This is a genomic window from Vibrio fluminensis (genome assembly GCF_015278125.1).
In the GTDB taxonomy this organism is placed as follows: Bacteria; Pseudomonadota; Gammaproteobacteria; order Enterobacterales; family Vibrionaceae; genus Vibrio; species Vibrio fluminensis.
The window spans coordinates 34,332-48,775 of sequence record NZ_JADILO010000018.1 but is presented as its reverse complement, the minus strand read 5'-3'; the positions used below and the strand labels follow the sequence as shown (position 1 = coordinate 48,775).

Annotated in this window: 10 protein-coding genes; 8 read left to right on the top strand and 2 right to left on the bottom strand. The window is 47.0% G+C overall.

The annotated features are described in order from the left end of the window. Positions 1-242: 242 nt before the first annotated feature. The 4 genes from IRQ95_RS13285 to IRQ95_RS22440 all read left to right on the top strand — a co-directional run bounded on the left by IRQ95_RS13285 (position 243) and on the right by IRQ95_RS22440 (position 4,884). Positions 243-878 carry a hypothetical protein gene (locus tag IRQ95_RS13285; protein WP_194437380.1) on the top strand — a complete coding sequence of 212 codons (636 nt, stop codon included), beginning with the start codon at positions 243-245 and terminating at the stop codon, positions 876-878. 66 nt (positions 879-944) lie between these two features. Further along, positions 945-2,636: a type I secretion system permease/ATPase gene (locus IRQ95_RS13280; protein WP_194437379.1), complete on the top strand. Its 1,692-nt coding sequence runs from the start codon at positions 945-947 to the stop codon at positions 2,634-2,636. A 9-nt stretch (positions 2,637-2,645) separates the two neighbouring features. Then, complete coding sequence (locus tag IRQ95_RS13275) at positions 2,646-3,953, top strand: HlyD family type I secretion periplasmic adaptor subunit (RefSeq protein WP_194437378.1); 1,308 nt, start codon at positions 2,646-2,648, stop codon at positions 3,951-3,953. A gap of 718 nt (positions 3,954-4,671) precedes the next feature. Beyond that, complete coding sequence (locus tag IRQ95_RS22440) at positions 4,672-4,884, top strand: pentapeptide repeat-containing protein (RefSeq protein ID WP_194437404.1); 213 nt, start codon at positions 4,672-4,674, stop codon at positions 4,882-4,884. 161 nt (positions 4,885-5,045) lie between these two features. On the opposite strand, the gene IRQ95_RS13265 is transcribed toward IRQ95_RS22440, so the two are convergent. Beyond that, positions 5,046-9,908 carry a beta strand repeat-containing protein gene (locus IRQ95_RS13265; protein WP_194437377.1) on the bottom strand — a complete coding sequence of 1,621 codons (4,863 nt, stop codon included), beginning with the start codon at positions 9,906-9,908 and terminating at the stop codon, positions 5,046-5,048. Between the two features lie 145 nt (positions 9,909-10,053). Then, the gene (locus IRQ95_RS13260) at positions 10,054-11,022 is read right to left on the bottom strand and encodes a hypothetical protein (RefSeq protein WP_194437376.1); all 969 of its coding nucleotides are present in this window, start codon (positions 11,020-11,022) and stop codon (positions 10,054-10,056) included. A 241-nt stretch (positions 11,023-11,263) separates the two neighbouring features. Here IRQ95_RS13260 and IRQ95_RS13255 point away from each other — a divergent pair, with 241 nt between their 5' ends. The 4 genes from IRQ95_RS13255 to IRQ95_RS13240 are packed head-to-tail and all read left to right on the top strand — an operon-like array spanning position 11,264 to position 14,419. Continuing rightward, complete coding sequence (locus IRQ95_RS13255) at positions 11,264-12,517, top strand: PP2C family protein-serine/threonine phosphatase (protein ID WP_194437375.1); 1,254 nt, start codon at positions 11,264-11,266, stop codon at positions 12,515-12,517. Then, positions 12,469-12,801, top strand: coding sequence for an STAS domain-containing protein (locus tag IRQ95_RS13250; protein ID WP_194437374.1), 333 nt, complete (start codon positions 12,469-12,471; stop codon positions 12,799-12,801). Before IRQ95_RS13255 ends, IRQ95_RS13250 begins: the two co-directional genes overlap by 49 nt. A gap of 10 nt (positions 12,802-12,811) precedes the next feature. After that, positions 12,812-13,933, top strand: coding sequence for a nucleotidyltransferase family protein (locus IRQ95_RS13245; RefSeq protein ID WP_194437373.1), 1,122 nt, complete (start codon positions 12,812-12,814; stop codon positions 13,931-13,933). 18 nt (positions 13,934-13,951) lie between these two features. Continuing rightward, positions 13,952-14,419 carry an ATP-binding protein gene (locus tag IRQ95_RS13240; protein WP_194437372.1) on the top strand — a complete coding sequence of 156 codons (468 nt, stop codon included), beginning with the start codon at positions 13,952-13,954 and terminating at the stop codon, positions 14,417-14,419. The last annotated feature ends 25 nt before the right edge of the window (positions 14,420-14,444 follow it).

Sequence of the window (14,444 nt, the reverse complement as noted above, 5' to 3'; positions counted from 1 at the left end):
CATTTAACATGAGTCCTAACATAATGATAATACAAGTTTTAAATGATGCTATGCTCAAAGAAATAAAATGGTACTGGCAGAGATGACGGCGATGACTAGACTATAAAAAATTGGTTTAATTTTGGACATAGGGTAGAAGGGCTGAGAAGCCTTTGCCAAACATCTAATCGCCTTAAATACTTATATTTTTTATCAACGAATGATAATGGCTAGTTGGGTTTAAGCTTTCTTAGGTAGCCATAATGCGTCAATTTTATCAGTTTGCAGCGTTTATTAATCCATCGTTATCGGAATTCAATCACTCGAGTGGTTGGGCACTGCCTGAGTTTCAATATGCTGAGTGTGATTATCCTTTGGATAAAGGCTCGCAAAAAAAAGTCTTTGATTACCTTTCTCGTCAGCCCTTGTTCTTAAATGATTTTGGTTCGTTTGAAGATTCCGAGTTTATTGTTGGATTTTCTTTTGGTGATGGAGCAAGTACCAATATTCAATTAGCTCAAATTGTTGATGTTATTTCTCAGTGTTACCCGAAGATACCACTCTATGTGCAACAAGAGGTCGCTCTCTATTGTAAAAGTTCGGGTTTCGTTGTGTTGGCGGAAGAGGGTTATCAAACCACATTAGATGTCGCGCAAAAAGCGCACGGTGTCGCGCTTGGGAATAAGATGGGTGTAATAGCCCAAGCTTGGCATGCAAAACGTTGTGTGGAGACGTGTCAATCGCTTGGGACGGAAGTCGTGGCGTTACGCGTAATTAACCATTTTCCATACGATGACCCGCAACCCTGGGTGCGTAATCCTATTAATTGGGTGATTAAAGAGAGCCATCGCGAAACGATTACGGGATATGAAATTAGCCAAAGGTATCAACTACTTTAGCTAGCGAGTCAGTTAACAGTGTCTATACTCAACTAAATAACTATATGCAACAAAGTTGGCTTGAGTATGTATCAGAATAGAAAGGATCCTTTCACTGCAGTAAGGAAAGAAATTTGGGCTGCAATTGGCTTTAGTTTTGGTATTAATATATTGGTTCTTGCTGTACCAATATACAGCTTGCAGCTATTCGATCGAGTGATGAGCAGTGCCAGTCTAGAGACGTTAATCGCATTGCTACTGATCACTCTGTTCTTAGTAAGTTCACAGGCGTTGTTGGAGCATATTCGCACGATGTTGATGCAGCGCTCTGCTCTGAAGCTTGATGCGAGCCTAAGCGGCGACCTGCTAGCGAGAAGTATTGCTGCCTCTTCAAAAGCGAACCGCATAGAAAAGCATGCATTGCACAACTTGACGACGCTGCGTAATTTTCTCGTTTCGCCATCAACCAGTTCTATTCTTGATTTACCATTTACTCCGCTGTTTTTGTTGCTGTTGTTTAGTTTTCATCCTTATATCGGTTTTGCTGCTTTAACCGGTGTTGTGGTGTTCGCCTTGCTGGCACTTACGATGATGCTTGGTGGACGTAAGATGAGTGCGGAGGCACAAGAAACAACGGCACGAGTGAGTATGGAGCTTAACGACTATCTGCGTAACGCACCGACCCTTAAAGCGATGGGGATGAGTGAGAATGTGGGTAAATCATGGCAAAAAACTAATGCTCAGGTACTCAATTTACAATGGTTGGTCAATTCACGCGCCAGTCTATTACTGGCGATTAGCCGTTATTTTCGTACTCTTTTGCAAGTCGCGGTTTTAACCTGTGGCGTTTACCTTGCACTAGGACAACATATTGGTATAGGAGCGGTGATTGCAAGCTCAATCTTAATTGGTCGTGTGCTGAGTCCGTTTGAGAGTGCGGTCAGTGGCTGGAAGTCTTGGTACAGCGCGTTCAAATCTTGGCAGAGTTTGAATCAGATTGTTATTGAGACCGATGCCTCCCCTAAAACGCTTTTGCCCGAACCCAAAGGTGAGATTCAATTTAGCAATGTGAGTTTGAAATTCGCTCATGCGCGTAAACCGACCATTCATGGCATCAATTTTAAACTGGGAGCGGGCAACGCACTGGCAGTGATGGGCAATTCTGGTTCAGGTAAGTCGACGTTAGCTGGGCTGTTAATGGGTATTTATCAACCTACCATGGGTGACATCATGGTGGATGGCGCCAGCATTGAGAAGTGGGATCTCAACCAGTTTGGTCAATACATTGGCTATCTTCCTCAGCATGTTGGCCTCTTGGCAGGCACGGTGAAGCAGAATATTTGTCGATTCACGGTGGGAGATGATGAAGCGGTGGTACGCGCCGCGAAATTAGCTTGTATTCATGAGCTGATTATCGCGTTACCCGAAGGATATGATACTTACATCGGCGAGGGAGGCGTATTGCTCTCTGGTGGTCAGAAGCAACGTATTGGACTTGCTAGAGCCATTTATTCCAACCCAAAAGTTTTGGTGTTAGATGAACCCAATTCAAACCTCGACCCTGAAGGGGAAACTGCGCTCGCGATTGTGCTGCAATATTGCAAAGAGAATCAAATCACTGTTGTGATGATCAGTCATCGACCAGGCTTTCTGCGTCAGATGGACTGGGTGATACAGCTTAAAGATGGCAAGGTCGAAAAAGCGGGCACTTGTGAACAGTTTCTTGGTTTGCATGTAGAGAATGAAAGCGTTTCTACTCCCAAAACAAAAACCGCTTAAGGAGGCGTTATGGAAAACTTATTTAGCACTAAGCGCCTGATTATTCTTGGAACCTTGGTCTCGCTTTTTACCGTGGGAGGCTTTCTATGGTGGTCTATGAACATGGCGCTGAGCTCAGCATCTGTTGCGCAGGGGAGTCTAGTCGTCGAAAGTAAGCGGAAACAAATCCAACATCTACAAGGTGGTTGGGTAAAACAAGTGTTTGTTAAAGAAGGGCAGCAGGTAGAAATCGGCCAAGCGCTTATTGAACTCTCGGACACTAAAGCAGAAGCTGATTATCGTCGCTTTCTTTACCGCAGCTATTCGTTGCTTGCTCAACAAGCACGCTTGCGAGCATTAACTGAAGGTCGTTCAACAATTTCTTGGTCAAATCTATTGGAAACAAGCGATGAAGAGCTGGTCGTGGACGGTTTGCTTCGCAGTGAAAACGTTCAGTTTGAGCAGGCGAAACTTCGGCAGCAGTTGATTGATTCACAATATCAGCAGAAATTGGCGCTGTTTGAGGAGAAGATCAAAGGTAATCAATTTCAAAAAAAAGCGATTGCAACTCAACGAGATTTAGTTCAACAAGAGGTTGCGATGACCAAAGGGTTGGTCGATAAAGGTTATGTCTCAAAAACCCGTATGCTGGAGTTGCTACGACATAAAGCAAGGATAGATGCTGAGTTAGCGGAAATCACCTTAACCATTGATGTTACTGAACGAGAGCTGGAATCTTTACATCAGAGTTATCGCAATCAAGTACTCGAATTGCAACGCGAATACGCGACTCAGTTAAAGGCGGTCAATGATGAGCTAAGAGATGTCCAGCAACTGATCAAAACGGCTTTGGATATTCGTGAAAGAATATTAATTCGCAGCGAGTTCGCAGGAAAAGTGGTGGGGATGAACATCGCAAGTATTGGCGGTGTGATTAAGCCGGGACAAGTTTTGATGGAAATAGTCCCTGATAGTGATGAGTTAATTGTTGAAGCGGTGGTCTCGCCAAAAGACATTGATGTAGTTAGACCGGGTTTGGATGCCAGAGTGAGGTTAACCGCCTACAGTGCTCGCAATACACCACCTGTAGAAGGGCAAGTGTTGCATGTTTCTGCTGATAGGGTAGTGCAGGGCGGTGATGAGCAAGCAACGCAAGGTTATTTAGTCACCATTCGTTTTGACGCGGATGCGGTTGAAAATTTAACGACTAACCATGGTGTAGAGCTTTATCCTGGCATGCTGACTGAGGTTTTGATCCTTGGTGAGGAAAGAACGCTATGGGACTACTTAGTTAGCCCAATTATGGTCGGATTAAATAAAGCGATGAGGGAAGTATAATGAGTAATGAGATGCTTTTTTGGTTAAGCTTCTATGCTTTTTTTATGTTTGTCTCCGCGATAGTTGGGTATTACAAAAACAACACTGTCGCCGGCATTTTGCTTGGTTATGTTCTCGGCCCGATCGGTCTGATTTTAATTCTGTGCAGCCAAGATAGGAGACATGGATATTGTCCTCATTGTGCCGCCAAAGTCGACCGCCACGCCTATCATTGCCCTAACTGTGAGCAGAAGTGTTATAAGCAGTTGGTATAGATTGGAACGCTGCGCTTACGGATGCGGGATGTGGGAACACTGCGTTACGGAGCGCTTCGCTCACGGAAGCGTGATGTGGGAACAATTCGTTACGGAATGCTTTGCTTACGGATGCGGGAGGTGGGAACACTTCGTTACGGAATGCTTCGCTTACGGATGCGGGATGTGGGAACACTTCGTTACGGAACGCTTCGCTGACGGATGAGGGATGTGGGAACACTTCGTTACGGAATGCTTCGCTGACTGATGCGGGATATGGGAACACTGTGTTACGGAACGCTTCGTTTACGGATACGGGATGTGGGAACACTGCGTTATGGAGCGCTTCGCTTACGGGTTTGGGATTCGAGAACACTGCGTTACGGAGCGCTTCTCTCACGGAAGCGTGAGGTGGGAACACTTCGTTACGGAACGCTGCGCTCACGGATGCGTGAGGTGAGAACACTGCGTTACGGAACGCTTCGCTGACGGATGCGGGATGTGGGAACGCTTCGTTACGGAATGCTTCGCTGACTGATGCGGGATGTGGGAACACTTCGTTACGGAATGCTTCGCTGACGGATGCGGGATATGGGAACACTGCGTTACGGAATGCTTCGCTGACTGATGCGGGATGTGGGAACACTTCGTTACGGATTGCTTCTCTTACGGTTGCGGGAGGTGAGAACACTCCGTAAGTAGAGCTTTGCTCTACGTTCCCGCATCCGTAGCCTGCGTTCCGTGAGTAAAGCTCTGCTTTAAGTTCCGTTCTAGTTCCGCTCCCCGTAAGCGGCGCTATGCGCCGCGTTCCCTAATCCGTAGCTTGCGTTCCGTAAGTAAAGCTCTGCTTTACGTTCCTTTAAACATCATTCGTTTCTGGGAAATTAATATCGTTGCTGTCTAAGTCACTCCAGAGCACCACTTCCTGCCCAGAGTCATTTTCGAAGCGATAGCCGTATAGTGAGCCAGTGTCGATATTGCTTGCTTGGTAGATGCTTTGTAGTGAATCACTCATTTCGATGTTGCTTTCAGTCAACTGCCAGCCCCAGCCACTCAAATCAATACTACTTGCGCCAGTGCAAACGAATTGCCCTGCGGTTTCACCTGCGGTGTTATTGGCTGCGATCTTATCTAGAGCCAGCGCTAACTCCGTGTCGCTAGAGTTGATATTGACGCCTTCCAATTCTTGGAAAGCGTTGTGGCTCATATCAATGAGATTGGTGTCGTTGTCGTCGCCGACTAACAGAACGTCAAAGTCAGCACCACCGCTAAAGTGGACCATATTACTTTCGCCAGCTTCAAATTCTTCTGAATCGAACACCAAGGTATCATTGCCTGCGCCACCGAAGAGTTGGTCTACACCTGAACCTCCGTCGAGCAGGTCGTTACCAGTTTGACCAAACAAAGTATCGTCGCCCGAATCACCTGAGAGTGAGTCATTGCCGATGCCGCCATCTAATGTGTCAGCATTGTCGTTACCACTTAGGGTATCGTTGCCTTCGCCACCAGAGACATAATCTTCACCTGATCCGCCGGATAGTTTGTCATCGCCTTTTGCGCCATAAAGCATATCGTTCCCTCCATTACCGGAGAGGGTATCATTGCCATCCTCGCCGTATAGTGTGTCGCTGCCGCCTCCGCCACTTAGATTGTCACTGCCGTCACCGCCCCAAAGCTCATCGTTACCTGAATCACCGCGTAAAGTATCGTCGCCTTGATTGCCGTGTAGCGTATCATTACCTGAGCCTCCTGAGAGGTAATCATTACCTAGACCGCCAGCTAAGGTATCTTGATCGTTCTGTCCCCATAGTGAGTCATTGCCGTCCCCACCTTGTAAGTTATCATCGCCAGAGCCGCCATAGAGCTTGTCGTTGTCAACGCCGCCATCAAGTGAGTCATTGCCACCACCAGCATTGAGCGTGTCTTGCCCAGCATCGCCACGCAGCACATCGACCCCGCTACCTGTAGTGATTTGGTCGTTACCTTCACCACCTTCAATCGTGTTGGTGCCACTAGCCGCTGAAATAGAGTCGTTGCCTAAGCCGCCGGAGATAATATTCGTGCCGCCCTGTGCTGTGATTGAATCGTTACCTTCGCCACCATCAATTTGGTTATAGCCTGTGCCTGAGACTTGAATATTGTCGTTGCCAAGTCCCCCTGCAAGGACATTATTGTCTCCTGATGCTTTGATGGTATCGTTGCCTTCGCCACCATCAATATTACTTGCCCCTGCGCCAGTTGAATCAATAGTGTCATCGCCTGCAGCACCCAATACAGTGTTGTTAGCACCAGAGAGTTTGATGGTGTCTTGTCCAGTGCCGCCATCAATGGTGTTATTGTCTGAATCATCTTCGATGTAGTCATCACCTTCGCCGCCAAGTAAGGTGTCAGCACCACTACCACCTAGCAGAATATCGTCGTCCGCACCACCAGAGAGCGTGTTTGAGCCACCTTCGGCAACCAATTTGTCTGCACCCAAGCCACCATCGAGTTGATCATTACCGGTCCCCGAATAGAGCTCATCATCCCCGTCGTCACCTGATAGGGAGTCGTTACCCGCACCACCGAAGATTAAGTCATTATCATCGCCGCCAGAGACTGTATCGTTGCCTTCCCCAGCATCGATGAGGTCTTGACCTTGTTCACCACTTAAGGTGTCGTTACCACCTGCACCGGAAAGGGTATCATCACCGACACCACCGGCTGCGGTATCTGCTCCGGAACCACCGTAGAGGGTATCGTTGCCGCTACCTAGAGAAATAGTGTTGCTACCGGCTTCGCCATAGACTGTATCGTTGCCTTCTCCAGCATCAACATTGTCTGCTCCTTCGCCAGCGAATAGCACATCATCACCACCACCACCCGTAATGGTATCGGCATCTGCACCGCCATAAAGGGTATCCGCCACGTCGCTACCTATGATGGTGTCGTCACCCTCGCCACCAAAGATGTTGTGGCTACCTGTTTGGGCGGCATAAAGCGTATCATCGCCTTGTTCGCCCAACACCGTATCTTGCCCGTCATCGCGAATGGTGTCGTTGCCTGCGCCGCCTGCGAGGAAATCATATCCTTCGCCGCCGATAAGCTCATCATTACCTCCACCACCAAATAGCGCATCGTTACCGGCACCGCCTTGCACAAGATCGTTACCTTCACCCGCATCGATATGATCGTCGCCATCACCGGCGTCTATTACATCGACACCGCCGCCAGCGTAAACTTGGTCGACTCCGTCACCACTGTTGATAGTGTCAGCGTCTGTTCCACCGTAAACGGTATCCGCGCCGAGTCCAGTATTGATAGTATTGGTGCCAGATTCACCATAAACCGTATCGTTACCTTCACCAGTATTGACGGTATCATCGCCAGAGCCTGCAAAAACGGTATCGTCGCCCAGACCTGAATTAATGGTATCGTTGCCGGAACCACCCGAAAGAAGATCATCTTGATCAGCACTGATGATGGTGTCGTCGCCATCTTCACCATAGATCTCACTACGACCCGTGCCACCATCAAGGGTGTCAGCGCCTTTGCCGCCAACTAGAACGTCATCGCCTTCACCGCCGAGTAGAGTATCGTCGCCACCATCACCAATCAGGGTGTCATTACCCAGCCCACCGATGATATGGTCACCACCTTGCCCGCCAAAGGCTGTGTCATTACCTTGACCGGCATCGATTGTATCGTTGCCGTCATTACCTTCGATAATATCGTCACCTGCGTTAGCGGTAATGGTGTCATCGTCGGAGCCACCGTAAAGTTTGTCTCCCTCTTCGGAACCGAGCAGTGAATCTTTTCCAGAACCACCATAGAGTTCACTGGCGTTGATACCCGCGATCAACTCATCGTTTCCTGCCTCACCGAAGAGTTGGTTATTGCCTTGCTCGCCATAGACTTTATCGTCACCGCCGCCTGCAAATACTTGGTCGTTACCTTCACCTGCGTAAATCGTATCAGTCCCATCGCCAGTGAACGCTTTATCATCGCCACTGCCGAGTAAGACGGAATCGCTACCGCTTCCTGCATATACAGTGTCATTGTCGCTGCCAGAATCGATCGTATTGTCGCCATCACCGGCAAAAATGGTGTCGCGCCCACTGTCTGTTGTGATTGAGTCCGCACCGCTACCTGCATACATGAGGTCGTCACCCTCGCCAGTAATGAGGGTGTTGGTGCCATCGCCCGCATAGATGGTATCGTGTCCTGCACCACTGGTAATGGCATCATTACCTGAGTCGGTATAAATTGTGTCGTCATCACTACCGGAATCGATGGTGTTGTTACCGGTCTCGCCAAATATGGTGTCACGACCTTCACCGGTGTCAATAACATCGTCGCCACTACCCGCGTATACTTGGTCATCCCCGAGTCCGGTGGTAATAGTGTCAATGCCTTCGTTGGCATGAATGATATCGTTACCTTCGCCACCATCGATGGTGTCGTTACCTTCGCCGCCGTAGAGTTGATCATCGCCACTTCCACCGAGTAGCGTATCGTCACCGACATCACCATATAATGTATCGTTGCCTTCACCGCCCGACAGTTGATCATTCCCGAGTTCACCCACTAAGGTATCGTGACCAGCATCGCCAGAGACAATATCATCACCATCGCCACCGAGCAGTAAGTCTTCACCGCTGCCGCCACTAATCGTGTCTGTTCCGCTACCGCCCAGTACGAAGTCGTTACCTTCGCCTGCTAGGATGGTGTCATCACCGTCTTCACCATGGATTTCATCATTACCACTATTACCTGTTAAGCTGTCGGCACCTTTACCGCCAAACAGTTTGTCGTGACCTTCACCACCGAGTAAGGTGTCCTCGCCATCGTCGCCAATCAGTGTGTCGTTCCCATCACCGCCTTCAAGGTAATCATCACCGAGTTCACCCATAAGGAGATCATCACCATCCCCCCCATAGAGTTTGTCATTGCCATCTGAGCCGAGTAGGGTATCGTGACCTTCGTCGCCATAAAGCGTATCCTCGCCAGCGCCTCCGACGAGTACATCATCACCTAAACCTCCGTGCAGAGTATCGTTGTTAATGTCGCCATCGAGAAAGTCGTTACCTTCACCGCCATAGATGGTGTCATCACCTTGCTGCCCTTTCAGGATGTCATCACCCGCGCCACCATCAATGGTGTCATTAAAGATATTGCGCACTTGCACGTTCATATCATCAATTTGCGAGATTGGATTGTTCTGCGGATCAAGAAAACTGATCACCACGCTTCCATTATCAGGAAGTTCATTTTCTGGAATATCGATGTCGACATTGATTTGCCCGCTTTGGTCTACTGTCGCAATGTGTGTTGCGATGACATTGCCTTGCTCATCCGTAATCTGCACAGTTATTTCATCGTGTTCAGCAAAACCACCCGCTGAGGTTGAGGTTTGTACAGCTTGATTGACGGCAAAGTTGTCGAGTTTCAGTGTGTGGCTGGTTTTCTCGCCTTGCTCAGAGGTATGTTCGTATATAGTTGCAGCGGTACCCCATGAATGGTCGTCGTTGTTTTGGGCTGGTTGCTCTTCATTGAGTTCATATTCAACATCACCAAGAACCGTGTCCGCGCCTTCGCCTGCTAATATTGTGTCGCTACCTTCACCAGCGGCTATAAAATCATCACCAGCGAGGGTTGAAATTTCATCATTGCCAGCGCGGCTGTTTACTGCATCATCTTCGCCTGTGCCAACGATTACGTCATCGTGTTTGGTGCCTTCCATATGCCTTCTCCTAGCCTGACTGCGTAGAATCTGTATATAGCAATAGTGATACCAGATTCATATTTGTGCTTATTTTTAAAGCCTAGTCGCTAGATTTAGATTTGCTACGAAAGTTTATTCGTGACGGGAAAACAAATAGATAGGATTAAAATGAGAAGCTATATGCAAGAGTTATTGAACCATCTTTAAACCTGCCGGTGTCTTCTCCGCGCTCTGAGGAGCGCCAGCGATTCCCAGAATAATTATTATATTGCAAAGTAATTGTCCCAGGTCTCCAGTCAAAATAACCAAAACCATAGGTAAAATCTGGGTTCCAAGGCTGCTGCTGAGATTTGTCAAAATAGTAAAAAGCAGTGCCGTTGATATACCAATTGCCAAAAATGGAATATTTGCAGCCAAGGCTAACAGTTTGCAACGCAGCTTGATAAGAGGTAGAGGCGAGATCGAAAAACTCGGGCGTGTAGTTGTAGTCGACTTGGCAGCCAATAGGACCTTCAGGCGTGAAGGTCAGCCAATCTTTTACCGGGTTAGTGATCGGAAATTTCCAACCTAACGACCATGTTCCTTGGTTGAAGTTGGTGACACGTTCTTCACCGCTTGGTGAAAATCGATTTCCACCGTAGTTGGAGTAAACCAAACTAAAGGTATAGGGGCGCCAATCACTGTATCCGAATACATAAGTAAAGTCTGGATTCCATGCTTGCTGTTGCTCGCTGTCCCAGTAGTAATAGACGGTACCAGAGACAAACCATGCGCCAGCTATCGAATATTTTAATGACAGGGTAGAGGTCGTATTGGCGTTCGTTGGTCCACTTGTTGCCCCTGCAGGTAAGTTGGCAGACTCTGTTTCCGCAAGGGGATGATGGTAACCAATATTGCCACTTAAGCCATCTAGAAAGGTTCGGCTTTCCCATTCCTGATAGGGAAAAGCAAACGAGCTGCTCACGCCTTTCCAGATTTCTTCACTGGGTTCAGGTTGTGGCTGTTCAACTTCTCTTGGTGGTGATTGAGTTAATACATGCTGGGAAGGATTGACCGCATGAGGACTGGTATTCGCATGGTAAAGATCGGCATAAGCATGCTTCCCTGCTAACAATAGCGGGTAAAAAAACATTATGCGGGTTTTCCATCTCACCAATTTTGACCTTCCGCTACCATATTTATAACCGCGATCTAGTTTTCTAACACTTTTTGCTCAATGTGAAGAAAAAGTTATTCAATAATTTGCATTACCATTGATTGAGTCTAACCTAAAGTTATAGAGCTTGCTAAAAATTAGCCTAATCAGTGATCTAGATACATTTTCAGCGCGGTTAGAGCAAACAGAAACGAATAGAATAATTATAAGGCTAGGGATGAAGGAAATACTTCTGGTTGACGACAGTCGAACCATATTGGTGTTCATGGGTTCGGTTCTGAAGTCAAAGGGCTTTAAAGTTTTCACTGCTACCAGTGGTGAAGAAGCCTTACAAATACTTGCTGAAAGAGACACGATACAGTTTGTGCTCTCTGATTGGCTCATGCCTGGAATGAGCGGTATTGAACTGTGCCAAACGCTTAAAAATCGCCAGTTTGGGCGTTATATTTTCTTTGTACTTCTCTCCTCAAATAACGACCAACAGTCAATTATCACTGGTATCGACGCTGGTGCCGATGATTTCGTAGATAAAAAGACTTCGGTAGACGAATTGGAGGCAAGAATTCATGCAGGTTTTAGAACGCTGGCTCTTCATAATGAGGTTGTACAAAAAAATACCGAGCTCGATGCGGCTTATGAGACCATTAAGCGCGACCTTGAATCTGCGGGTGATTTGATTAAGCAGATTTTACCTAAGCAGAAGCACTTCCCCTTCCTTGAATTAAGCTATATCTCTATTCCCAGCGCACAAATTGGCGGAGACATGTTGGGTTATATGCAGCTTGATGGCGACAATGTGGCGTTCTACCTAATTGATGTTGCAGGTCATGGTGTATCTTCAGCATTAATGTCCTTTTCTGTACAGCAAAGTTTGTCGTTATTAAGTGGGGAAGGCTCGATTGTCGTGCGCAGTACCCATGAAGGCAAGCAGATTGTCCCTCCGGAGGGCGTCATCGATCGGCTTAATCAAATCTACGCGAGTGGGTCTACAGACGGGCTTTATTTCACTATGATTTACGCTGTGCTCAATACAAAAACTGGTGTGTTGTCATACTGCTGTGCGGGCCACCCGCCTTTAGTTTGGTACCGCAATAGCACGACGTCTACTGAATTAATTGGACATGATAATTTTGTCGTAGGCGCATTTGATGGCGTTGATTATCAGGCTGCCACCATTCAACTTGAGGCAGGTGACCGAGTTTGGTTTTACTCAGATGGTATAACCGAAGCGGACAATGGTGAAGATCAATTTACCGAAGATGGGTTGCGCTCAACCATCGCTAATCTCAAACAATATCCCACTCAACAACAAACTACGATGCTAGTGAAATCGGTACAAGACTGGCGACAAAATGACAATTTTGATGATGATGTCAGTTTGCTGGTGGCGGAATGGAAGGGTTCAACCAAAGGAGACAACCTATGCGATATCAAGTTAGTCAAGAAGGCGACAGCACAGTTCTTCGAATAGATGAGGAGCGTTTTGACGCAAAACTAGCGCCGGAGTTTCGCGCCTTAATAGAAAACATTACGAATGAACTGTCGCCTCATCTTGTGGTGGATATTGGTGCGGTTAAGTTTATGGATAGCAGTGGTCTTGGTGCTGTGATGGGGGTGTATAAGTTGTTACGCGATAAGAGAATTAGTGTCGCTAAACCGCAAAAGCCTGTGCAAGACTTGTTCAAACTGACTCGTATGGACCGATTGATTAAGACGTACGATAGTGTCGAATCGGCACTCACAACGGCGGCTTAAGGAGCGGGTGATGAAAGGCATGATTTTAGCTGCAGGTAAAGGAACGCGGGTAAGACCTATTACCCAATCTATTCCTAAACCGATGATTCCCATTTTAGGCAAGCCTGTTATGGAGTCGATGATTGAGCTTTTTGCCCAGCATAATGTCCGCAAGATAGTGGTTAATACTAGCCATTTAGCTGAAGTCATTGAAGGGTATTTTGGCGATGGACATCACTTCGATGTGCAGCTTTCATACTCCTATGAAGGTGAATTAGTCAATGGCGAGTATGTCAGTAAGGCACTTGGATCTGCTGGTGGGATGAAAAAAATCCAAGAGTTTTCCGGCTTCTTTGATGAAACCTTTGTCGTTGTGTGTGGTGATGCGTGGATTGATCTCGATTTGACCGAGGCGATACGCCAACACAAGAAACTCGGTGGTATCGCAACCATTATCACCAAAAACGTGTTACTCGATGAGGTGGAAAAATATGGAGTTGTCGTTGCGAACTCACGCGGGCAAGTCACCAGTTTCCAAGAGAAACCAGCTAAAGAAGAAGCGCTTTCTACCTTAATTAACACTGGAATATACATTTTTGAGCCGGCTATTTTTGACTATATCCCACAAGATCAGGAATTTGATATTGGTAGTGAGCTTTTCCCATTACTAGTTGAAAAGCATGTACCGTTTTATGCGGTTGATTTGAAGTTTCAATGGTTGGATGTGGGTAATATTCAAGATATTTGGGGCGTTACTCGCGACATTCTTGATGGCAAAGTGCCGGGCTATCGTATTCCAGGGACGCAGGTAAGAGCGGGTGTTTGGCTGGGCATAAACACGGTGGTTGATTTGGACAAATGTAATTTAACGCCACCGGTTGTGATTGGCAGTGGTTGCAAAATCGATGATAGCGCGACAATTGTGGGACCGGCATTGGTGGGAGCGAATTGTGTGCTTGACCCTAACTGCTGTGTTAAAGAATCCCTGATTTTCGACAACATTCACGTTAGCGAAGGTGCAATCGTGGATGAGCAGACGATCTTTGGCAACTACTGCATTGGACATGATGGTGAGCCTTGTACAGACCAACGTTGGCGTCATATGCGCTCAAGTCCAAAAGATAGAGTATCCGATGTACTTAAATCGATTTAACAACAAAGGAATATAAGGATGACCAATAGCCAGATACGGCGTTTTGGCAGTACTTATCTGAGCTCTTTAGAGGCATCGCGAGACGCATGTGTTGAACTCAATGAGTTCTGGCAACAAACGGGGATTAAAGACGAACTGTCTGCACAAGTTGAACTTTGTATTGTTGAGATAATGAATAATGCTTTTTTGCATGCCTATGCAGAGGAAGAGGGACGACCAATAGAGTTAATGTGTGAAATTGACGGTGAGATAACGCAACAACTGAAGCTTTCAATTTCAGATCACGGCACTGCAATGTCCCAGAAAGAGTTAGCAATGAAGTTATCAAGGGATTTTATTGAGCCGGATCCTGCTGATGACTCAACGTGGACCACCTCAGGACGTGGCTTCATTATCGTTTCAAGTTTAATGGATTCAGTCGCGCTGAAAATAGAAGATGGCAAGAACACTTTTGTCATGACGAAAGAGCTAGTTGGTAGCGATTAAACACAGTTCAAAGATCCAAACAATT

Coding starts and splice junctions, on each gene's coding strand:
- IRQ95_RS13285 (WP_194437380.1), top strand. CDS start 243: ATGCGTCAATTTTATCAGTTTGCAGCGTTTATTAATCCATCGTTATCG.
- IRQ95_RS13280 (WP_194437379.1), top strand. CDS start 945: ATGTATCAGAATAGAAAGGATCCTTTCACTGCAGTAAGGAAAGAAATT.
- IRQ95_RS13275 (WP_194437378.1), top strand. CDS start 2,646: ATGGAAAACTTATTTAGCACTAAGCGCCTGATTATTCTTGGAACCTTG.
- IRQ95_RS13265 (WP_194437377.1), bottom strand. CDS start 9,908: ATGGAAGGCACCAAACACGATGACGTAATCGTTGGCACAGGCGAAGAT.
- IRQ95_RS13260 (WP_194437376.1), bottom strand. CDS start 11,022: ATGTTTTTTTACCCGCTATTGTTAGCAGGGAAGCATGCTTATGCCGAT.
- IRQ95_RS13255 (WP_194437375.1), top strand. CDS start 11,264: ATGAAGGAAATACTTCTGGTTGACGACAGTCGAACCATATTGGTGTTC.
- IRQ95_RS13250 (WP_194437374.1), top strand. CDS start 12,469: ATGCGATATCAAGTTAGTCAAGAAGGCGACAGCACAGTTCTTCGAATA.
- IRQ95_RS13245 (WP_194437373.1), top strand. CDS start 12,812: ATGAAAGGCATGATTTTAGCTGCAGGTAAAGGAACGCGGGTAAGACCT.
- IRQ95_RS13240 (WP_194437372.1), top strand. CDS start 13,952: ATGACCAATAGCCAGATACGGCGTTTTGGCAGTACTTATCTGAGCTCT.